Source organism: Type-D symbiont of Plautia stali (assembly GCF_001485335.1).
Classification (GTDB): domain Bacteria; phylum Pseudomonadota; class Gammaproteobacteria; order Enterobacterales; family Enterobacteriaceae; genus Pantoea; species Pantoea vagans_C.
The window spans coordinates 1-22,411 of record NZ_BBOC01000047.1; the positions used below are offsets into that span (position 1 = coordinate 1).

15 protein-coding genes, 1 tRNA gene and 2 pseudogenes are annotated in these 22,411 nt (G+C 55.2%); 17 read left to right on the forward strand and 1 reads right to left on the reverse strand.

Annotation, left to right across the window (positions count from 1 at the left end; genetic code table 11):
- From PSSD_RS15460 to PSSD_RS15475, 4 genes and pseudogenes are all read left to right on the forward strand, one after another.
- Window positions 1-175: pseudogene (locus tag PSSD_RS15460) on the forward strand (urea amidolyase associated protein UAAP1); the annotation flags it as partial.
- Window positions 175-810, forward strand: coding sequence for an urea amidolyase associated protein UAAP2 (locus PSSD_RS15465; RefSeq protein WP_058972837.1), 636 nt, complete (start codon window positions 175-177; stop codon window positions 808-810). The pseudogene PSSD_RS15460 and the gene PSSD_RS15465, both read left to right, overlap by 1 nt.
- 80 nt (window positions 811-890) lie before the next feature.
- Window positions 891-4,489: pseudogene (uca, locus tag PSSD_RS15470) on the forward strand (urea carboxylase).
- Window positions 4,490-4,673: 184 nt separating this feature from the next.
- Window positions 4,674-4,970, forward strand: a complete 297-nt coding sequence (locus PSSD_RS15475; protein ID WP_058972838.1) for an HTH-type transcriptional regulator — start codon at window positions 4,674-4,676, stop codon at window positions 4,968-4,970.
- A gap of 45 nt (window positions 4,971-5,015) precedes the next feature.
- On the opposite strand, the gene PSSD_RS15480 is transcribed toward PSSD_RS15475, so the two are convergent.
- Entirely contained in the window at window positions 5,016-5,609 is a 594-nt protein-coding gene (locus PSSD_RS15480; RefSeq protein WP_058972839.1) for an HD domain-containing protein, read from the reverse strand.
- Between the two features lie 61 nt (window positions 5,610-5,670).
- Here PSSD_RS15480 and PSSD_RS15485 point away from each other — a divergent pair, with 61 nt between their 5' ends.
- The 13 genes from PSSD_RS15485 to bcsB all read left to right on the forward strand — a co-directional run bounded on the left by PSSD_RS15485 (window position 5,671) and on the right by bcsB (window position 22,402).
- Entirely contained in the window at window positions 5,671-6,135 is a 465-nt protein-coding gene (locus PSSD_RS15485) for a MarR family winged helix-turn-helix transcriptional regulator (protein WP_039335005.1), read from the forward strand.
- Window positions 6,136-6,233: 98 nt separating this feature from the next.
- A complete protein-coding gene (locus PSSD_RS15490) occupies window positions 6,234-6,662 on the forward strand; it encodes an organic hydroperoxide resistance protein (RefSeq protein WP_058972840.1) in 429 nt (142 codons plus the stop codon).
- A 247-nt stretch (window positions 6,663-6,909) separates the two neighbouring features.
- Complete coding sequence (eptB, locus tag PSSD_RS15495) at window positions 6,910-8,601, forward strand: kdo(2)-lipid A phosphoethanolamine 7''-transferase (protein ID WP_039335003.1); 1,692 nt, start codon at window positions 6,910-6,912, stop codon at window positions 8,599-8,601.
- A gap of 125 nt (window positions 8,602-8,726) precedes the next feature.
- Window positions 8,727-8,803, forward strand: a tRNA-Pro gene (locus PSSD_RS15500).
- Window positions 8,804-9,838: 1,035 nt separating this feature from the next.
- The gene (gene dppA, locus PSSD_RS15505; RefSeq protein ID WP_039335000.1) at window positions 9,839-11,449 is read left to right on the forward strand and encodes a dipeptide ABC transporter periplasmic-binding protein DppA; all 1,611 of its coding nucleotides are present in this window, start codon (window positions 9,839-9,841) and stop codon (window positions 11,447-11,449) included.
- Window positions 11,450-11,771: 322 nt separating this feature from the next.
- On the forward strand, window positions 11,772-12,791 hold the full coding sequence (gene dppB / locus PSSD_RS15510; RefSeq protein ID WP_039334996.1) for a dipeptide ABC transporter permease DppB: 1,020 nt from the start codon (window positions 11,772-11,774) through the stop codon (window positions 12,789-12,791).
- A gap of 9 nt (window positions 12,792-12,800) precedes the next feature.
- Window positions 12,801-13,703 carry a dipeptide ABC transporter permease DppC gene (gene dppC / locus PSSD_RS15515; protein ID WP_058972841.1) on the forward strand — a complete coding sequence of 301 codons (903 nt, stop codon included), beginning with the start codon at window positions 12,801-12,803 and terminating at the stop codon, window positions 13,701-13,703.
- A 12-nt stretch (window positions 13,704-13,715) separates the two neighbouring features.
- Complete coding sequence (dppD, locus tag PSSD_RS15520; RefSeq protein ID WP_058972842.1) at window positions 13,716-14,702, forward strand: dipeptide ABC transporter ATP-binding protein; 987 nt, start codon at window positions 13,716-13,718, stop codon at window positions 14,700-14,702.
- Window positions 14,692-15,702 carry a dipeptide ABC transporter ATP-binding subunit DppF gene (gene dppF, locus PSSD_RS15525; RefSeq protein WP_058972843.1) on the forward strand — a complete coding sequence of 337 codons (1,011 nt, stop codon included), beginning with the start codon at window positions 14,692-14,694 and terminating at the stop codon, window positions 15,700-15,702. Before dppD ends, dppF begins: the two co-directional genes overlap by 11 nt.
- A 474-nt stretch (window positions 15,703-16,176) precedes the next feature.
- Entirely contained in the window at window positions 16,177-16,914 is a 738-nt protein-coding gene (gene bcsO, locus PSSD_RS15530) for a cellulose biosynthesis protein BcsO (protein ID WP_058972844.1), read from the forward strand.
- On the forward strand, window positions 16,905-17,705 hold the full coding sequence (bcsQ, locus tag PSSD_RS15535) for a cellulose biosynthesis protein BcsQ (RefSeq protein WP_039329151.1): 801 nt from the start codon (window positions 16,905-16,907) through the stop codon (window positions 17,703-17,705). The genes bcsO and bcsQ overlap by 10 nt, the downstream gene beginning before the upstream one ends.
- A 57-nt stretch (window positions 17,706-17,762) precedes the next feature.
- Window positions 17,763-19,868: a UDP-forming cellulose synthase catalytic subunit gene (gene bcsA, locus PSSD_RS15540; RefSeq protein WP_052205981.1), complete on the forward strand. Its 2,106-nt coding sequence runs from the start codon at window positions 17,763-17,765 to the stop codon at window positions 19,866-19,868.
- Window positions 19,865-22,402 carry a cellulose biosynthesis cyclic di-GMP-binding regulatory protein BcsB gene (gene bcsB / locus PSSD_RS15545; protein WP_058972845.1) on the forward strand — a complete coding sequence of 846 codons (2,538 nt, stop codon included), beginning with the start codon at window positions 19,865-19,867 and terminating at the stop codon, window positions 22,400-22,402. Before bcsA ends, bcsB begins: the two co-directional genes overlap by 4 nt.
- The last annotated feature ends 9 nt before the right edge of the window (window positions 22,403-22,411 follow it).

Here is a 22,411-nt window from a genome sequence, read left to right on the forward strand (position 1 = left end):
GGTTCTGCACACCTGCCCCCATCCATTGAGCGCGGCCAGCGACTATCCGCGCCAGCTGGTGCAGATCGAACTCGATGCCCAACGCGCGCCGCTGCCAGAAATTTGCCTGCAACGTGGAGAAAACCAGCGCGGCCTGCGCAATAACGCGCTGTATCAGCTGCAAGGAGAAGTGTGATGATCAATGAAAGTGTACTCAACCTCGCCGATGCGCAATTCCAGCAGCAGGTAAATGCCGGGGATTACTGGCTGCAGCGCATTGAAGCGGGCCAGACGCTGCGGATAACCGATCTGGAAGGCAATCAGGCGGCCGATACCCTGTTCTTTAATGCTGACGACACCGCCGAGCGCTACAGCATGAGCGATACACTGCGCGGGCAGAAGAATGTGTTCCTCAGCGCCGGTAGCGTGCTGCGTTCCAATGCCGATCGCCCGATGCTGACCATCACCGCCGATACCTGTGGCCGCCACGATACGCTCGGTGGGGCCTGTTCCTGCGAGAGCAATACCGTGCGTTACGATCTGGAAAAACGGCATATGCACTCCTGCCGCGATAGCTGGATGCTGGCGGTGGCAGAGAATCCAGCATTTGGCCTGACGCGCCGCGACATCACCCACAACATCAACTTCTTTATGAATGTGCCGGTGACGCACGACGGCGGATTGACCTTTGCCGACGGCATCTCGGCACCGGGTAAATATGTTGAGATGGTGGCAGAAATGAACATTCTGGTGCTGATCTCCAACTGCCCGCAGCTCAACAACCCCTGCAACGGTTACAACCCAACGCCCATCTTAGTTAGCGTGTGGTGATCCTTTGACGCAACGGGACGACCCGTTTTTTGCCGTCACGGTCCGCGCAGGACGACCTGCCGTAATAAGAGAGTTCACTCATGATTGATCGCGTATTGATTGCCAACCGTGGCGCGATTGCCGTGCGTATTATCCGTACCCTGCAAGCGATGAATATCCGGGCGATTGCGGTGTATGCCGAAGCCGATCGCCATGCCCGCCATGTGCGTCTGGCGGACGAAGCCTGGTCGTTGGGCGACGGGCAGGTACGAGACACTTACCTTAACCAAGATAAATTACTGGAGATTGCCGCACAAAGCGGCGCGCAGGCGGTGCATCCAGGTTACGGATTTCTCAGTGAAAACCCGGAGTTTGTCACCCGCTGTGTCGCGGCTGGCGTGCAATTCCTCGGCCCAAGCGCTGAGCAGATGGCGGCATTTGGCCTCAAGCATCGCGCGCGTGCATTAGCGCAGGAAAACCAGGTGCCGTTGTTGCCGGGCAGTGGCCTGCTCACTTCGCTGGAAGAGGCGCAGGTGATGGCCAATGAGATTGGCTATCCGGTGATGCTGAAAAGCACCGCGGGCGGGGCGGTATTGGCATGCAGCGCTGTGATGATGCAACACAGCTGGACGCGGCTTTTACCCGCGTCAAACGCCTGGCAGGCAATAATTTCGCCGACGATGGCGTATTTTTAGAGAAATTTATCGCACGCGCTCGCCACATTGAAGTGCAGATCTTTGGCGATGGCGCGGGCAACGTGATTGCCCTGGGCGAGCGTGACTGCTCGGCGCAGCGCCGCAATCAAAAAGTGATGGAAGAGACGCCGGCACCGGGATTGAGCGATGCGGTGCGCGCTGAGTTACAGACCACGGCGGTGCGGCTGGCGCGTGCGGTGAATTATCGTAGCGCAGGCACCGTGGAGTATGTCTACGACGATGCCAGCCAGCAGTTCTGGTTCCTTGAAGTAAATACCCGTTTGCAGGTTGAGCATGGCGTAACGGAAATGGTCTACGGCGTCGATTTGGTACGCTGGATGGTGGAGCTGGCGCAACAAACCTTGCCGCCTCTTGCCTCTCTTCAACCCGAGGCGCACGGCCATGCCATTCAGGTGCGGCTTTACGCAGAAGATCCTGCTAAACAATTCCAGCCGAGTGCCGGTTTACTCAACCATGTGCAGTTCCCGACCGAAATCGATCAGGCCACGCTGCGTATCGACAGCAGTGTCGAGAGCGGTATGGAGGTGTCGCCTTTCTACGATCCGATGCTGGCAAAGGTGATCGTGCACGCCGCCGATCGCGATATGGCGCTCGGTAGCCTGGCGCAGGCGCTGCATGCAACGGCGCTTTACGGTATCGAAACCAATTTGCTGTGGCTGCGCCATCTCTGCGCACTGCCGGAGGTGCAGCAGGGGCGCGTCATTACTGCCACGTTGGGCGGTATCCAGTGGCAACCCCCGACGCTGGATATTCTCAGCGGTGGCACCTTAACCACGGTGCAAGATGCGCCAGGGCGCGTGGGCTACTGGCACGTTGGCGTGCCGCCTTCCGGTCCGTTCGACAGCCGATCATTCCAACTGGGCAACCGCTTGTTGGGGAATGATGCGCAGGCCGCCGGGCTGGAGATCACGCTGCATGGCCCGACCCTGCGTTTTAATCAGGCGTGCAGCTTTGTGCTCACCGGCGCGCCGATCGCCGCCGATTTGGATCAGCAATCGCTGGCGATGCACCAGATTATCCGCACGCAAGCGGGGCAAACCCTGACGCTCGGTGAGGTCAGTGCGGGCAGCCGCAGTTATCTGTTGCTGGCGGGCGGGCTGGATACGCCGCATTACCTCGGTAGCCGCAGTACGTTCACGCTGGGTAAATTTGGTGGACACGCGGGACGCGCACTGCGTGCCGGTGACGTACTGCATCTGGCCTCGCCTAAGCTGTTGCCAGAGGCGACACTTCCTGCGTCTTTAGTGCCCGCGCTCAACGGGGAGTGGCAGCTGCGGGTGGTGTATGGCCCGCACGGTGCGCCGACCTTTTTCACCGATGAGGATATGGTGGAATTTTTTGCTGCGGAGTGGCAGGTGCACTATAACTCCAGCCGCACCGGTATTCGTCTGATTGGCCCCAAACCCACCTGGGCGCGCAGCGATGGTGGCGAAGCGGGTATGCATCCCTCCAACATCCACGACAACGCCTATGCGTTCGGCACCGTGGATTTCACCGGTGACATGCCGGTGATCCTCGGCCCCGATGGCCCCTCGCTGGGTGGTTTTGTTTGCCCGGCCACGGTTGTCGAAGCCGATCTGTGGAAGCTGGGTCAGCTGAAAGCCGGGGATCGTGTGCGCTTTCTGCCGATCGATCTGACTACCGCCGATCGTCTGGCGCAGGCGCAACGTGAAGAGATCATCAAACTGCAATCAGCACCGCTTACAGTGAATGCTGCACTGCCCCTGATTGATCCCGTGTTGCACCATCATGCGGCATCGAATGGGCGTCCGTCGCTCAGCGTGCGTGCAGCGGGCGACCGATTCCTGCTGGTGGAATATGGCGATCTGATGCTGGATATCGCGCTGCGTTTTCGCGTGCACGCGCTGATGCAGTGGCTGGAAGCGCATCCGCTGGCGGGTCAGCAAGAGTTAACCCCCGGCATCCGTTCACTGCAGGTGCATTACGATGCGCAGACCTGCGCAAGAAGTGAGCTGTTGGCGCAAATATTGCACGCTGATCAGCAACTAGGCGACTTGTCTGATGCGGCCGTGCCGTCACGCACGGTGTGGTTGCCACTCAGCTGGGACGATGCCGCTTGCCGTGAAGCCATCACCCGTTATGACCAGTCGGTGCGCCCCAATGCGCCCTGGTGCCCCAGTAATATCGAATTTATCCGTCGCATCAATGGCCTTGAAAGTGTTGATGCGGTGAAAGAGATTGTGTTCAGCGCCGCTTATTTAGTGATGGGGCTGGGCGATGTCTATCTCGGTGCGCCGGTGGCGACGCCGCTCGATCCGCGCCATCGGTTGGTCACCACCAAGTACAATCCTGCTCGCACCTGGACAGCGGAAAACTCGGTGGGCATTGGCGGTGCATATCTGTGCGTGTACGGCATGGAAGGGCCGGGGGGCTACCAGTTTGTTGGCCGCACTATGCAGATGTGGAACCGCGATCGACAGACCGCAGCCTTTACCCAGCCGTGGTTGCTGCGATTCTTTGATCAAATCCGATTTTATCCGGTCAGCGCCGAGGAGTTACTGACGATCCGCGAACGTTTCCCGTGGGGGGATTACCCGCTGCGCGTGGAGGAGGGCGAATTCCGCCTCGCAGATTATCAGTCGATGCTGACGGAACAGGCCGCTGAGATTGAGCACTTCCAGCAGCAGCGTCAGCAGGCATTCGACAGCGAACTGGCGCGCTGGCGTGCGGAAGGTCAGTTTACGTTTGACAGTCAGTTGCAGGAACAGAGTTCAGAAGAGATCGCGGTGCCTGCGGGTTGTCGCCCGGTAGAGAGCCAGGTGGCGGGTAGCGTGTGGCAATGGTTGGTTGACGAAGGCAGTGACATTAAAGCGGGAGCCACGGTAGGCATTCTCGAATCGATGAAGATGGAAATCCCGATCGTGGCGCCGGTGAGTGGAAAAATCCATACGCTGTATCGCCAGGCCGGGCAGCAAGTGCAGGCGGGTCAGTTACTTATGGTGATCGATCCCGCTGTGACATAAGTAAGAATAAAAAATAATCAGCAATCAGGCAGCAAAGCCGGGGATCTGACCCATACTAAGAGTCCCGGCTATTTGTTGCATCGTTTTGACATCTTTCGCAGTGTGCAACACGTCGGTTTCAGCGCCAACTGGCGCTTACCTCTCTACTTTCACGTGCTTCATAGTGAGTTTTAAGGAGTTCTCTATGGAAATAAAAGATCCAATGGTCGAGTTGCTTAGTAGCCTTGAGCAGATTGTTTTGACACGTGACGCGCAGCACGCCGTATCAGAAATCTCCCTCAATGAAGTATCAGTTCCCGAGCCACAGCGTTTACGCGAAATGACCGGCATGCAGGTGGATGAGTTCGCCCGCGTGATGGGGGTGAGCGTTTCGTCAGTAAAAAGCTGGGAGGCGCAACGTACGCGCCCATCCGCTACGGCACGTAAATTGATGAAGTTGTTGCAAGCAAACCCGTATCTGGGGCGACAACTGCTGGATTAAGATCGATTATCGGTTCTCTGACCCGCCTGCACGGCGGGTTTTTTTTCAGCTCAATCCACCGTACTTCGCCGCCTGTTTCACAAACCAACTCTCCGGCACGCTGTGTGGCGGTTGCGCCAGTTGGCCGATTCCGTGCTGAATAATCTGCTCGGCCTGCTTCCACAGTTGCTTATCGCCTTCATTTAATAGCTGAATTTGAATCTGTTTTTCCACCAGATAGATGCGGGCAAAGTGGGGATCAAACTGCACGATAGCGCGGGTGTTATCAATGATGTCTGCCAGCTTGATGGTTTGCGCGTCGGGTGAGGCTTCCGCGGTATGACGAAAGTGCGCCAGTTTACGAGCGGCACGATTTTTCGCGCTGGGTTGGGCGCTGTCTGTCAGCATATCGACCAGCTTTGCCACGCGCGGGCCAAAGTGACTTTCGATGTCCTGTATGGTGCTGGGGGTGTCTTCTACCGTGTCATGCAGCCAGGCGGCGGCAATCATCTGTTCATCATCGGTGACGCTGCGCACCAGTTCGGCTACTGCGGCTGGATGCACAATATAGGGTTCATCGGTGTATTTGCGACGCTGTCCCGCAGCAGCATGTGCTTGCGTGGCATAACGGCGCGCTTGCTCTTCCAGTGAATCACGCATCTTTCACGCTCCGGAATAAAGTTGCTTGCAATTGTCTAGCGCGCTATCTATATTGAATCGCATGAACAGTAAACAAGATGACAAAAAAGTGAAGCAGATGCCACTCCAGGTTGATCAACACCTCTGTTTCGCCCTGTATTCGGCGAATCTCGCGATGCATAAAGTCTACCGTCAACTGTTGGCCGGGCTGGAGATTACCTATCCGCAATATCTGGTGATGCTGGTGTTGTGGAATCAGGATGATGTGACGGTATCGGAGATTGGCGAGCAGCTGTTCCTCGATTCCGCCACGCTGACGCCGTTGCTGAAACGTCTGGAGGCCGCCGGATTATTGCGCCGCCAGCGTTCGCGCCAGGATGAGCGTCAGGTGGTGGTGACGTTAACCGATGAAGGTCGTGCGCTGCGTGAGAAAGCGCAAACCATTCCCGAAGCGGTGCAGTGCGCCACAGCCTGTGACAACGAAGCCATGACGGCGCTGAAAAACCAGCTGGATGATTTGCGCGACAATCTGAATCGCGCCAGATAAAAAATGGTGGATGCCGCTGTGGCGGCATTCTTTATATCAAGGTAAAAACTGCGCATTGATAAGTCGTGCGCGATTATATAGCGAATAGTGAGGTTATCATGTCTTTAGATAAAGTTGTTTATACCGCAAAAGCCAAAGCCACCGGTGGTCGTGATGGACGTGCGACATCTTCTGATAACGTGTTGGATGTGAAGCTGGGTGTGCCAAAAGAGATGGGCGGTGCAGGCGGCGAAGTGACCAACCCAGAGCAGCTGTTTGCGGCGGGTTATTCAGCCTGTTTCCTTGGTGCAATGAAGTTTGTCGCTGGCCGTGACAAGATTTCAATGCCAAAAGACGCGTGGATTGAGGGTGAAGTGGGTATTGGCCCAATCCCAACCGGCTTTGGTATCGAAGCCAAACTGAACATTCACCTGCCAGCGATGGACGCAGCAGAAGCGCAGAAGCTGGTGGATGCGGCACACATCGTTTGTCCGTATTCCAATGCGACGCGCGGCAATATTGATGTGACGCTGAATATTATTAACTGATGCTGTGTGAAGGCTCCGAGAGGGGCCTTTTTCACCTTTAATGGGATCGAAATACAATTCGCTGGTCTAACCATTGGTTAAATGTTCTACTGCTGCGCTGCATGCGCCCTCAATGCCGTTCCGGTTCAGATTCGTCCCGTTCCTGCTCGTTGCTTGCGCTTTTCTCTCTCACGGACGAACTCTATTGACTTTAAATAGTCACATTTAAGGTTGGTTTATTGACACCGGGTCAGGAATTGAAAAATAGATGAATTATATTAAGAGTTTAACGCAGCAAAAGCTGTCGCTGCTGCTTGCGTTGTATCTCGGCATCTTGTTGAATTTGCCGATTTTTTATCGCCGTTTTGACGGCTTCTTAACGAAATCCACCCTTACTGATTGGCTGTCTGCTGGGGCAGAAGTGCTGGCCGCGGTGTTGCTGACCTTCTTCCTGATGCGGTTGTTGTCGCTCGGTGGAAAGTGGGCCTATCGCATTCTCGCCACCTTGTGCGTAGTGATTTCGGTCGCTGCTGCCTATTACATGACCTTCTTCAACGTGGTGATTGGCTACGGCATTGTCGCGTCGGTGATGACCACCGATGTCGATCTTTCAAAAGAAGTGATTGGCCTGCATTTTGTGGTGTGGATGGTGCTGGTGAGCGCCCTGCCGCTGCTGCTGATTTGGCGTAATAATCTGAGCCAGACACTGTTTGAGCAGTTAAAGACGCCAGGGCAGCGTTTGAAGCCGACCCTGGTGTTGCTGCTGAGCGTGGCACTGGTGTGGCTGCCGATTCGTTATTTCGACAAGCTGCAAAAGGTGAATGAAGAGATCACCAATATTGATTTGCCGAGCTACGGCGGTGTGGTGGCGCACTCTTATTTGCCTTCTAACTGGATTGCGGCGTTAGGTTTGTTTGCCTGGACCAAGGTCGATGAGGAGATGGATGGCGCGGAGTTGCTGGACCCGGCGAAGAAGTTTACTTACGTTGCGCCAGCCGGGCTTGATGATACCTATGTGGTGTTTGTGATTGGCGAGACCACGCGCTGGGATCATATGGGCCTGTTAGGTTATGACCGCGATACCACGCCGAAGCTGTCGAAAGAGAAGAATTTGGTGGCGTTTCGTGGTGAGTCTTGCGATACCGCAACCAAGCTGTCATTGCGTTGTATGTTTGTGCGCGAGGGCGGCACCATGGATAACCCAGGACGCACGCTGAAAGAGCAGAATGTGTTTGCGGTGATGAAGGAGTTGGGCTTCACTTCCGAGCTGTTCGCGATGCAGAGCGAAGTGTGGTTTTACGATAACGCCGATGTGAATAATTTCTCGTTCCGCGAGCAAATTGGTTCAGAGAAGCGTAATCAGGGTAAAGCCGTCGATGACATGTTGTTGGTGCCGGAGTTACAGGCTTCACTGGAACGTTTCCCGAAAGGTAAGCATTTGGTGGTGTTGCATACCAAGGGCTCACATTATCTTTATTCACAGCGTTATCCGCGTAGTTTTGCCCGTTATCAGCCCGAGTGTATGGGCGTGGATGAGACCTGCAGTAAAGCGCAGTTGATTAACGCTTATGACAATTCGATTCTGTATGTCGATACCATGTTGGATAGCGTGCTCGATCAGTTGCGTGATAAGAAAGCCATCGTGTTTTATGCCGCCGATCACGGTGAGTCGATCAGCGAGAATATGCATTTGCACGGCACACCGCGTGAGATGGCTCCGCCAGAGCAGTTCCGTGTGCCGATGATGGTGTGGGCTTCCGATAAGTATTTGGCTGACCCGACCAATCGCAGTAACTTCGATCGTTTACAGGCCCAGCAGCGCGTGGGTAAGACCCATCGTCATGTGGAGTTGTTTGATACGATTTTAGGCTGTCTGGGCTACAGTTCGCCGGATGGCGGAATTAACCCAGCGAATAACTGGTGTCAGGCGCCTGCCGCGACCCCAGCTAAGACGCTGTAAGCTTTGCTGTGAAACCATTGAGCGGTGGGGTTTTTTGCCCCACTGCTTGCTTTTCAGGCGATCGGCCGGAAAAAATGGAAAAGGGATTGACGCTCTAAAGTGGGAGCAGTAATATTCGCCCCCATCGGCGAGTAGCGCAGCTTGGTAGCGCAACTGGTTTGGGACCAGTGGGTCGGAGGTTCGAATCCTCTCTCGCCGACCATATTTAAGAAACCTGCTTGTAAAAGCGGGTTTTTTTCGTCTGTAGATCAGGCTGCTTACATTCAAAAACGTACCTGTCAGGATGAAATACGGGGTCGCTCCGTAAAGACGCTGTCTCGTCCCTGATCGCTCGGCACACGCCATCCCTGGCGTGTGACGCTTTACTCCGGACCCCGCATTCCCTCCTTTGCCCAACTCCGCAGCGTGTTTTTAGAACAGCGAAACTGCTGCCAATTAGCGATGGGAAGGGGGCTCGGTTAGCAAAGCGTCCGCCGCATGGACAAAATTGCCGGGAGCAATTTTGCACAACGCGAAGCGTTGCCCGCTTGCGGGTGAGCCCCATGGATGGGGCGAATACTCCGGCGGTAGAGGCTACAGGGATGTATTTACGCCGTCTTTGCGATCGAGCCCCCTTCTCTGAGCCAAGCGTTGAATCAGAAGCGATTAGATTTTTGCCCAAAACTGGCAATTTACGCTTTCCGCGAATCAAGTCTCATATTCTTGCCATTACTCTAACTTTTACTGTCTCATCCCTTGCTAAATAAGCTTTGGATGCTTAATTCGCGACACATTCTTCTTATGACCGCTTTTTGCTTTTTGCTGATTTCTTATGCCATTAACCCAGCATATTTCGCTGCCTGAACGTCATAACGCACGGGGAATCGTTCAGATAATCGACATTTACCAACAAGTTTTGTGTGTTTTTTAGCGGTGATAATCACTGTCATTTGACTGCATAGCCAGATAATCACGCGGCATTGCGCGCTTTATCACCTTTTTTAATTTTGGCTCAGCGCGAGAAGGGTGTTTTTTATCGTTGCTTGCACTTACTCACACTCTGTGTAAATAACCCCACCTTGTATTGACCTTCTTTGCAACTGTTGACAAATTGATGCGTCAATAACATGCAGAGTAGGGCGATCCTGACAGCGTTTTTCTGTCGGAGAAAATAAACCACTCGCATGCTGCCCGAACCGCATAAAAAAATTCAGAGGTCGGGCGACGCACACAACATCACATCACAATGGAGCAAAACATGATCAACTCCCTGGCTAAATCCAGGATGCTGAAGGTCGGTCTTAGCCTGATTGCTATGACTGTTGCCGCGGGTGTCCAGGCGAAAACCCTCGTTTACTGTTCAGAAGGTTCGCCGGAAGGCTTCAACCCACAGCTCTTCACATCGGGTACCACTTACGATGCCAGCTCCGTACCGATCTACAACCGCCTGGTTGAGTTCAAAACCGGTACCACTGAGCTGCAGCCGGGCCTGGCAGAAAAATGGGACGTCAGCGCGGACGGTAAAACTTATACCTTCCACCTGCGTAAAGGCGTGAAGTGGCAAACCACCAAAGACTTCAAGCCAACCCGTGAATTCAACGCCGATGACGTCGTGTTCTCCTTCGAGCGCCAGCTCGACAAAAACAACAAATATCACGGTGTTTCTGGCGGCAGCTACGAATACTTCGAAGGCATGGACATGCCTAAGCTGATCGCCAAAATCGACAAAGTTGACGACTACACCGTACGCTTCACCCTGACCCGTCCTGAAGCGCCGTTCATTGCTGACCTTGGCATGGACTTCGCCTCAATCCTGTCTAAAGAGTATGCGGACAACATGCTCAAAGCCGGCACGCCAGAAAAACTGGACCTCAACCCAGTGGGCACCGGTCCATTCGTGCTGCAGCAATACCAGAAAGACTCGCGCATTCTCTACAAAGCGAACCCAGACTTCTGGGGCACTAAGCCGAAGATTGATCGCCTGGTCTTCTCCATCACCCCGGATGCGTCTGTGCGTTACGCCAAACTGCAGAAAGGTGAGTGCCAGGTCATGCCGTATCCAAACCCGGCTGACATCGCCAGCATGAAAAAAGATGACAAAATCAACCTGATGGAACAGCCTGGTCTGAACGTCGGTTACCTGTCATTTAACACCGAGAAAAAACCGCTGGATAACGTCAAAGTGCGTCAGGCACTGACCATGGCGGTCAACAAACAAGCCATCATCGATGCGGTTTATCAGGGCGCTGGCCAGGCCGCGAAAAACCTGATCCCACCGACCATGTGGGGCTACAACGATGCTGTTAAAGACTACGCTTACGACCCTGCTAAAGCGAAAGAACTGCTGAAAGAAGCAGGCATGCCAGATGGCTTCTCCATCGACCTGTGGGCAATGCCGGTACAGCGTCCTTACAACCCGAACGCGCGCCGTATGGCCGAAATGGTTCAGGCTGACTGGGCGAAAATTGGCGTCAAAGCCAAAATCGTCACCTTCGAATGGGGCGAATACCTCAAGCGTGCTAAAGCCGGTGAACACCAGACCGTCATGATGGGCTGGACCGGTGATAATGGGGACCCAGATAACTTCTTCGCCACGCTGTTCAGCTGTGCAGCGGCGAAAGACGGTTCTAACTACTCTCGCTGGTGCTACAAGCCGTTTGAAGACCTGATTCAGCCTGCACGTGCTGAAGCCGATCACAACAAACGTATTGAACTGTACAAGCAGGCTCAGGTAGTGATGCATGACCAGGCGCCAGCGCTGATCATCGCTCACTCAACCGTCTATGAGCCAGTGAGTAAGAAAGTGACCGGTTATGTGGTTGATCCATTAGGCAAACATCACTTCGAAAACGTCGATATCCAGGAATAACCTTTCGGATTATCGCGGGTAGGGCCAGCGCTGCTGGCCCTCGGGCGGCCCCTTCGTCGCCCGAACTCCGCACTTTTTTTCCGGCTAAATTAATGCATACCCTAAATAATTCACTCTGCAGCAAGGCGGCGAATTGGTGAATCCTCAGGAGCTTACTCAAGTAAGTGACTGGGGTGAGCGAATGAAGCCAACGCAGTTGCAGCGTGAAGGTTGACGGGTATTTGAAGCGCTTCTTGCGTCGCGTCCGGCCATGCCGGCTGCGTGTTGTGAGCAATGTAGACCCTGGCGGCAACGCCACGGGAAAAGACTGAGAACCCGGCTTATGCTGCAATTCATACTCCGACGTCTGGGCCTTGTCATCCCAACGTTTATCGGTATTACCTTACTGACCTTTGCGTTTGTCCATTTGATCCCCGGTGACCCGGTGCTGATCATGGCGGGCGAGCGCGGTATCTCTCCTGAACGTCATGCCCAACTGATGGCCCAGTTTGGTCTCGACCAGCCGATGTGGAAACAGTACATCACCTACATCAATGGTGTGCTGCATGGCGATCTCGGTATCTCGCTGAAAAGCCGCATTCCAGTCTGGGATGAATTCGTTCCTCGTTTTAAAGCCACGCTGGAACTCGGTATCTGCGCCATGATCTTTGCCGTGGCCGTAGGGATTCCTGTGGGGGTTCTGGCGGCGGTGAAGCGCGGTTCCGTGTTCGATCACACTGCGGTGGGTATCTCACTGACCGGCTACTCAATGCCAATTTTCTGGTGGGGCATCATGCTCATCATGCTGGTGTCGGTCCAATGGAACCTCACGCCGGTCTCTGGACGTGTCAGTGACACCATCTTCCTTGATGACAGCCATCCTCTGACCGGATTCATGCTGATTGATACGCTGATCTGGGGCGAACCGGGTGACTTCAAAGATGCCGTGATGCACATGATTCTGCCGGCCATCGTACTCGGCACCATTCCGCTGGCGGTGATTGTGCGTATGACGCGATCCTCGATGCTGGAAGTGCTGGGTGAAGACTACATCCGCACCGCACGTGCCAAAGGCTTAACGCGCATGCGCGTGATTGTGGTGCATGCACTGCGTAACGCCATGCTGCCGGTGGTCACCGTTATCGGTTTACAGGTTGGCACCTTATTGGCCGGTGCGATTCTGACCGAAACCATCTTCTCATGGCCGGGACTCGGTCGCTGGCTCATTGAAGCGCTGCAGCGCCGTGACTATCCGGTGGTGCAAGGTGGCGTGCTGCTGGTGGCGATTCTGATTATTGTGGTCAACCTGCTGGTTGATCTGCTGTACGGCGTGGTTAATCCGCGCATTCGACATAAGAAATAAGGGGGAATCATGTCTACTGTTGATCCCGCAAGCGTGACCGCTGCACCCAAGCCGATGACCCCCATTCAGGAATTCTGGCACTACTTCAAACGTAACAAAGGCGCGGTGATTGGCCTGGTTTACATCATTCTGATGCTGCTAATCGCGCTGTTCGCCAATGTGCTGGCGCCACACGCGCCCGCTGAACAGTTCCGCGATGCGCTGCTGCACCCGCCGGTGTGGCAGGAAGGCGGTAGCTGGAAATTTATTCTCGGCACCGATGACGTTGGCCGCGATGTCCTTTCGCGTCTGATGTTCGGTGCGCGCTTGTCTCTGCTGGTGGGTTGCCTGGTGGTGGTGCTCTCACTGGTGCTCGGGGTGATATTTGGCCTGATGGCCGGTTACCTCGGCGGAGTGGTGGATGCCGTGATCATGCGTCTGGTCGACATCATGCTGGCGCTGCCAAGCTTGCTGTTGGCACTGGTGCTGGTGGCGATCTTCGGCCCGTCGATTGTCAACGCCTCGCTGGCGATCACTTTCGTCGCCTTGCCGCACTATATCCGTCTGACCCGTGCTGCGGTGCTGGTGGAAGTCAACCGCGACTACGTCACCGCCTCTAGCGTGGCGGGGGCCGGTACCCTGCGCCAGATGTTCGTCAATATTCTGCCTAACTGCCTGGCACCGCTGATCGTGCAGGCGTCATTAGGTTTCTCCAATGCCATCCTCGATATGGCGGCGTTGGGCTTTCTCGGAATGGGGGCGCAGCCGCCAACACCAGAGTGGGGCACCATGCTCTCCGACGTGTTGCAGTATGCGCAAAGTGCCTGGTGGGTGGTGACGTTCCCTGGTGTCGTCATCCTGCTCACTGTACTGGCATTCAACCTCATGGGCGATGGTCTGCGTGACGCACTCGACCCGAAACTCAAGCAGTAAAGAGGCACCGAGATGGCATTATTAAATGTAGAAAAATTATCGGTGCATTTCGGCGACGAAAAAACACCGTTCCGCGCCGTAGACCGCATCAGCTACCAGGTTGAACAAGGCCAGGTGGTGGGGATTGTCGGTGAATCCGGCTCGGGTAAATCTGTCAGTTCACTGGCGATCATGGGGCTGATTGATTACCCCGGCCGTGTGATGGCCGAAAAGCTGGAATTCAACCAGCGTGACCTGCAACGCATCTCCGAAAAAGAGCGCCGCCAGCTGGTGGGCGCTGAAGTGGCGATGATCTTCCAGGACCCGATGACCAGCCTTAACCCGTGCTACAGCGTCGGTTTCCAGATTATGGAAGCGCTGAAAGTGCATCAGGGTGGCAGCAAAAGCACCCGTCGTCAGCGTGCCATCGACCTGTTGGAGCAGGTGGGCATTCCCGACCCGGCTTCGCGACTGGATGTCTACCCTCACCAGCTGTCGGGCGGTATGAGCCAGCGTGTGATGATCGCCATGGCGATTGCCTGCAAACCGAAGCTGTTGATTGCAGATGAGCCGACCACCGCGCTGGACGTCACCATTCAGGCACAGATCATCGAACTGCTGCTGGATTTGCAGAAGCAAGAAAACATGGCGTTGATCCTGATTACCCACGATCTGGCGCTGGTGGCGGAAGCCGCGCAGCACATCATCGTGATGTATGCAGGTCAGGTGGTGGAAAGCGGTAAAGCGGTGGATATCTTCAAAGCGCCGCGTCATCCGTATACCCAGGCGCTGCTGCGTGCGCTGCCGGAGTTTGCCGCCGATAAAGCGCGTCTGGCTTCGCTGCCAGGTGTGGTCCCAGGCAAATATGACCGCCCAACCGGCTGTCTGCTCAACCCACGCTGTCCGTACGTGACCGACCGCTGCCGCCGTGAAGAACCTGAACTGCGCGACATTCCGGGCCGCCAGTCTAAATGCCATTTCCCACTGGATGATGCCGGGAGACCGACTTATGAGTCTTAATAACACTGAGCAGGATTACCTGCTGCAGGCGATTGACCTGAAAAAACACTACCCGGTGAAGAAAGGGCTGTTTGGCCAGGAGCGCCTGGTCAAAGCGCTGGATGGCGTCTCGTTTAACCTTGAGCGTGGCAAAACGCTGGCGGTGGTGGGCGAGTCTGGCTGTGGTAAATCCACGCTGGGTCGCCTGTTAACCATGATTGAAACGCCAACCGAAGGGCAGCTCTATTGGCATGGTCAGGATTTGCTGAAGCACGATCCGCAGGCCCAAAAGCTGCGTCGCCAGAAAATTCAGATTATCTTCCAGAACCCGTATGGCTCGCTGAATCCGCGCAAAAAAATCAGCCAGATTCTTGAAGAGCCGCTGGTGATCAACACCTCGCTGAGCAAAGCGGAACGCCGGGAAAAAACCCTGGAGATGATGGCGAAGGTCGGTCTGAAAACCGAACACTATGACCGCTACCCGCATATGTTCTCCGGTGGGCAGCGTCAGCGTATCGCCATTGCGCGTGGTTTGATGCTCGACCCAGACGTACTGATTGCCGATGAACCTGTCTCAGCGCTGGATGTCTCGGTGCGTGCGCAGGTGCTCAATCTGATGATGGATTTGCAGCAGGATTTGGGTTTGTCGTATGTGTTCATTTCTCACGACCTGTCCGTGGTTGAACACATTGCCGACGAAGTGATGGTGATGTATCTGGGCCGCTGCGTTGAAAAAGGCAGCAAAGAGGCGATCTTCAACAATCCTCGCCATCCTTATACTCAGGCATTGTTGTCTGCCACGCCGCGGCTTAATCCAGATGAGCGCCGTGAGCGCATCAAACTTACCGGTGAGTTGCCCAGCCCGCTTAATCCACCGCCGGGCTGTGCCTTTAACGCGCGCTGCCGCCGTCGTTTTGGCAGCTGTGTACAATTGCAGCCCAAGCTAAAACAGTATGGCGAACAGCAAATCGCCTGCTTTGCGGTTGATCAGGATGAGAATCAGCCAGTGGGCGTTCCGTAAATTACCGCCAAAAATAGCTAAAGGCTCCCTCGGGAGCCTTTCTTTTTTGCTGGTTCATACTTCAGTAAAATTAACGGCTGAGTGCGGAGAAAAAAAAGAGGTCTGAAATGTATTACGCCAGTGAATCAGTAATAAATTGGTCCTGATTACGATATAAATCGTTAAGGCAAATTCTGAATAATGTCAGGATTGTGTGAGTGTTATCACACAGGTGTAAAATCCGTAACTTGAACCACTTTGAAGGTTTTTCAGTAAGTTAGATTAATGTTAACCCCGTTATTATTTCAGTTAATCGATATTAATTAATCTCCGGCCATAAATAACAGCATGCTATTTGCATATGTAGAATTTCAATCAGGAAGATAAAACTCTTTTATTGAACATGTTGTTTTAATAATCAGATTTCTCTCACCGTCTTTTAATGTGTGTGTTATATTCCAGGCAAATTCCCTCCCGTTTTTACAGGCTCTGATCATGAAGAATTACGACGATCTGCAGCGTTTCAAAGAAAAAACGCACACGCTTGATATCGCTTTTAAGGATATGTCTGGGCAATCGCAGGACGCGGATCACAGCCAATGGGCCATTATTCGCCAGTTGGCCACGAATAATGAGCCGGAATTAGGCAGCGGTCAGCGCATTGACCTGCCGCAACCCCAACCGATCCGAGGTGATGAGTTTGCTGCACCTGCGCAACCTGCACCTCTGCAGGCGCCAATCGCTGCCGCTGGCAGCACTACACGCGGATCGATTCTCGACAGCCTGGCCGCGACGGCGCCGGTAGAATCCGTGCCCGCTGCGCCGCCGAGTGGTGTTTCTTCCTTATTCCCACCGGCTCCAGCGGCGAAACCCGCACCTTCAGCAATCGCGCAAGCGCCGAAAGCGACCGTGGTTGAGCGCCAGGCGACCACTTCGCTGTTTCCGCCGCCGCCGCCGAAACCGGCTGCTGAACCTGTCGCAGCACCTGCGCCCCTCGTGGCAGCACCCCCACCGATTGCGGCCACACCTGCGCCCGCCCCACACACTGTGGTTAGCGCTGGCCCGGTTGCGACACCTGAGTCATCACCGACTTTTGCCGCACCGCTACAGCCGGCTGCTGCTGCACCGTCTCGCTTTGGTGCGCTGTTCCGTTCACGCCCCGCGGAACCTGCTAATATTTCTAAAGAAACACTACTAAAACCGTTACTGGAGAAAATCGCGCTATGCCGTTAGTTTGTGTGTGCTCGCCTAAAGGGGGAGTAGGGAAAACCACCATGGCGGCCAATCTTGCATGGAGTCTGGCGCGCGCCGGCAGCAAGGTGTTGGCAATCGATTTCGATGTCCAGAACGCTTTGCGTCTGCACTTTGGTGTACCGCTGCACGACGGCCGTGGTTTTGTTGCCCGCTCTGAAGAGCAGGCCGACTGGAGCCAGTCCATTCTCACCACCGGCGGTAATATTTTTGTTATGCCGTACGGTGACGTCACTGAAGATCAGCGTGAGCGTTTCGAAGAGAATCTGGTTAAAGATCCGCATTTCCTGAAACGCGGCCTGGATACCGTGCTGAATTATCCGGGACTGGTGATTATTGCTGATTTTCCTCCAGGTCCAGGTCCGGCGCTTAAAGCCATGACCGCACTTGCCGATATGCATTTAGTGGTGATGCTCGCAGATACCGCTTCTGTCTCGCTTCTGCCGCAAATTGAAAATGACCGCATGATAGGTCAGCCACTGAATAATAAACGTGGTCATTATTTTGTGCTTAACCAGAGCGACAACCGCCGCAATATTAGCCGTGAAGTCACCGGCTTTATGCAGCAGCGTCTGGGTGAGAACTTATTGGGTGTGGTGCACCGTGATGAAAGCGTCGCGGAAGCCAATGCTTCACAACAGTCGGTGTTTGATTTCAGCCCTGCCTCTGCGGCCGCGTTTGATATCGAACTGGTGGCCAAACGTGTGGCAAATATCCTGAATATTACCGTGGGTAACGGTGAAGTTCAGGCGCCCATTCGCAGTCATTATTAAATAAGCCAGGCTGTTGCCTGGCGCAATAATAACAACACAGCTTCTTTAGGGTGAATCATGAGTAAACTCGGGTTTTACCTGCTGCTACTGGTGCTTGCACCGGTCGCCGCGGTAATCGTCATCACGCCTATGGACAGCCAAAAACAATATATTTTTGGCTTAATCAGCATCGGGATGATGTTTCTACTGGGCTTCAGCAAAAGCCGCAAAATAACCGTTGTGATGGTTATTCTTTCTGCGCTGATGTCGACCCGATATATCTGGTGGCGCACCACAGAGACGCTGCAATTTAATTCAGAGATCGAAGCCATTCTCGGCATCGGTTTATATCTGGCCGAATTGTATGTCTGGCTGATCCTGATTCTGGGCTTCCTGCAGACCACCTGGCCACTGAAACGCACCATTGAACCGCTGCCGGAGGATACCAGCCTGTGGCCAACGGTGGATGTGTACGTGCCGACCTACAACGAAAGCCTGGATGTCGTGCGTGATACCGTGCTGGCGGCGCAGTGCATCGATTATCCGCGCGACAAGTTGAAAGTCTATTTACTGGATGATGGCAAGCGCAGTGAGTTTGCGGTGTTTGCGGCGGATGTGGGCGTGGGATACATCACCCGTGACGACAACAGCCATGCGAAAGCCGGTAACCTCAATCATGCGATGAAAATCACCAAAGGTGAGCTGATCTGCATCTTTGACTGTGACCACGTTGCCACCCGTACTTTTTTGCAGGCGACGGTCGGCCCGTTCCTGAAAGATCCTAAGCTGGCGCTGTTACAAACGCCGCACTACTTCTACTCTCCGGACCCATTCGAGCGTAACCTGCGCGCCGCGCGCAGCATTCCAAACGAAGGTGCACTGTTCTACGGTCCGGTGCAGCAGGGCAACGATAACTGGAATGCGACCTTCTTCTGCGGTTCCTGTGCGGTTATCCGTCGCAGTGCGTTAGAAGAGATCGGTGGTTTTGCTGTTGAAACGGTGACCGAAGATGCGCACACCGCATTGAAAATGCAGCGTCTGGGCTGGGGATCTGCCTTCCTGGCGATTCCACTGGCTGCTGGTCTGGCTACCGAACGTCTGGGCCTGCACGTCATACAGCGTAACCGCTGGGCGCGTGGCATGACGCAGATTTTCCGTGTTGATAACCCGCTGTTTGGCCGTGGTCTGAAATGGCAGCAACGCCTGTGCTACCTCAACGCCATGCTGCACTTCCAGTTTGGTCTGCCGCGCGTGGCCTTCCTGACGGCACCGCTGGCGTATCTGTTGTTCAACCTGAACATCATTCACTCGTCAGCCTCGCTGATTTTTGCCTACGTGCTGCCGCACCTGGTGATGTCGCTGTACGTCAACTCCCGCATGAACGGCAAGTTCCGTTACACCTTCTGGGGTGAAATCTACGAAACCGTGATGTGTTTCCACCTCGTGATTCCAACGCTGTTGACCATGCTGGCCCCTAAGCGCGGGAAATTTAACGTAACGGATAAAGGCGGTTTGCTGGATCAGGGCTTCTTTGACTTCCACATCGTGCGTCCACATGTGATTGTCGCCGTGCTGCTGACCATCGGCATTGTGGCGGGTGTGGTGCGCGCCACGGCGCATGACTACTTCGGCGTTGACCCTTATGTTATCGCGCTCAACGTCGGCTGGGCGGTATTCAGCCTGATCATCCTGATGGCGGCGATCGCCGTGGCGCGTGAAACCAAGCAGGTACGTAAAACCATTCGTATCGAAGTGCAGATTCCGGCGGTGATTCACTATGCGAGCGGCATCTCTTCACGTACCCAAACCAGCGACTTGTCGATGGGCGGTGCGCAGTTGGATGCGCCAGACAATCGCCACGAGACCGATGAAATCGAAGAGATTGACCTGCTGCTGAAATCGGGCGCTATCACTATCCCGGTGAGCAAAATCTCCGGCGATGACGAAACCATTCGTCTGCGCTTTGGCGATATGCCGCTCTCGCGCCGCCGTGAACTGGTGCGCGTGGTGCTTGCGCGTGCCGATGCGTGGATTCAGCCCGAGTACAAACAGGACAACCCGCTGGTTTCACTGGGCACCATTATTCGTACCGTGTTTGAGCTGTTCTGGCTGACCTGGAAAGATCGCCGTCAGAAGCATAAGCGTGACAACCAGGCCGCCGTAAAAGAGGACAGCGCTGCATGAAGAACTTGACTCAAACGTTGCTGGCGAGCTCGCTGGCAACGGCGCTGATGCTCGCGCCTGCCTGGGCGGAAACGCCTGCGGTCACCCAAGACAGCTCGGCGCTGTCTGACGTGCCGCCACCGCAAGGGATTCAGAGTGAAGCGGATACGCAGTTACAACAAGCCGCCGGTGCCACGCCTTACGCACCGGTAGACAACGCGCCCGCCACTGAGAACGCTGCGCCAGCCGATACGACGGGCGCGGCGCCTGCACCGGTTGATAGTGCGCCAACGAACAACAATATGGCTCCTGCACCGGAAATGGTGTTGCCGAGCGTCGCACCTGCTGCGCCCGTTGCTCCGGTAGCCGCCGCGCCGGTGACGGCCATGCTGAACCAGCCGGTGAGCAGCACGATTACGGTGGCACAGATGGGCCAGCCGCAGGGTATTACCTTGACAGGTGGTCAGCTGCAATCCGGTATTGTGTTCACCCTGCCAAGTGATGAAGTCATCACCAATGCGCATCTCAACCTGTCGCTGCGTGTTTCTGCAGCGCTGGCGGCGCGCAATACCTCACTGCAGTTGATGCTCAACGGCCAGCCGTTGGGCACCTTGCCGCTGGGCTCCAGCGACAGCGATGTCAGCGACTATCAGCTGGATATTCCTGCGGCGATGGTGGTGTCGAGCAACAACCTCAGCTTCAAAATCAACGATGCGGATAAACTGCTGTGCGAAAAAGAGAGTGCGCAGCAGTATCAGGTCTCCATTCTGCCGAAAACCACGCTGAGCCTTGAAGGGCAGCAGTTAAATATTGGCACCAGCCTGCGCAACTTCCCGCGTCCGTTCATTGATGCGCAACGCATGACGCCCGCCAGCGTGACCTTTGGTTTTGCCGCCAATGTGGCACCTGACAGCGTGAGCGCCGCAGCGTTAGTGGCCTCCTGGATGGGGATTCAGTCTGATTATCGCGGTATCCGTTTCCCGGTGGTGCGTGGCGATCTGCCAGAGCACAACGGCATCCTGGTCGGTCATCCGGGTGACAAGATTGGTTCGGTGACCTTGCCGGCCACCAATGGCCCACTGCTGCAAGTGATCGATAACCCGAACAACCCGGTCTACAAACTGCTGTTAGTGGTAGGAGCGGACGACGCGCAGTTACGCCAGGCGGCAAACCGTTTAACCACCCAGCCGCTGACCACGGATGCCAGCAGCCTGAACGTTCAGCCGCAGCAGATTGGTGTGCGTAAGCCGTATGACGCGCCACGCTGGATCAATACCAGCCGTCCCGTGCGCCTGAGCGAGCTGCTGCGTAAAGATCAAAGCCTGACCACCACCGGTATCTGGCACGATGCGCTGAGCGTCAACTTCCGCGCGGCACCGGACCTGTTCATGTGGGATGGCGACACCATTCCGGTGGAACTGCACTACCGTTTCCCATCAGAAAGCTGGATTGATGAGAACAAATCGTTCCTTAACGTGATGATTAACGGCACATTCCTGCGCAACCTGACGGTGAATAAAGTCGGTCTGCTGGAGAGCGCCTGGCATCGTCTGGGCGGCGATGCGCGTCAGGAGCATTACACCCTGAAGCTGGAGCCGTATCTGATTTACGGTGACAACCAGCTGGCGCTGTACTTCAACATCAAGCCGAAAGCGGATGCGCCTTGCGGTGTGTTGCTCAACAACAACATCAAGAGCCGCATTGAAGATGATTCGTGGATCGATCTGAGCCACACGCGTCACTTCACCATGTTGCCGAACCTGTCGTACTTCGTGGGCGCGTCGTTCCCGTTCTCACGTCTGGCAGACTTCTCCCAGACCACCTTGTTATTGCCAGAAAAACCTACCGATGCCGAGATCTCCACGCTGCTGGATATGTCCTCACGCGCCGGTAATGCCACAGGCGTGCCGCTGGTGCAGAACCAGGTGCTGTTTGGCCTGCCGAATGGCGGCACCAATCTGACGCGTCTGCAGCAGAGCGATCTGCTGGCGGTGAGCACCACGCAGAACAGCGAGTTTAACCAGCAGATGCTGGCGAATACGCCGTATGAAACCAGTGGCAATACGCTGGGCGTGAAAGACCCGACCACCTGGGACAAACTGCGCGGCTGGCTGACCGGTGACTGGTATCGCCAGCAGCTGGATGCCGATCGTTACTTCTCCTCGAACGAAGCGTGGCGTGGCTTTGTCAGCTATCGCTCGCCTTGGAATGCGGATCGTCTGGTGGTGATGACCGTGGCGACCAGCGACCAACAGTTGCTGCGCCTGCATGAAGACCTGAACTCTTCACGCATCAACGCCGGTATTCGTGGCGATACCGCCATCATCACCGATGAGAACGGCATTCGCAGCTTCCGTGTCGGACCGCAATTCCCGAGCGGTGAAATGCCGTGGTACATGATGGTGGTGTGGTATGCCAACCAGCACTCCGTGCTGATGGCGCTGGCGGCACTGCTGCTCTCAGCGTTGGTAGGCGGTGGCGCCTGGGCGATGCTGAAACGTCATGCGTGGCGACGTCTCAACCCGAAAGCTGATAGCAAGTCCGGCAAGAAGTAAGGATAAAAA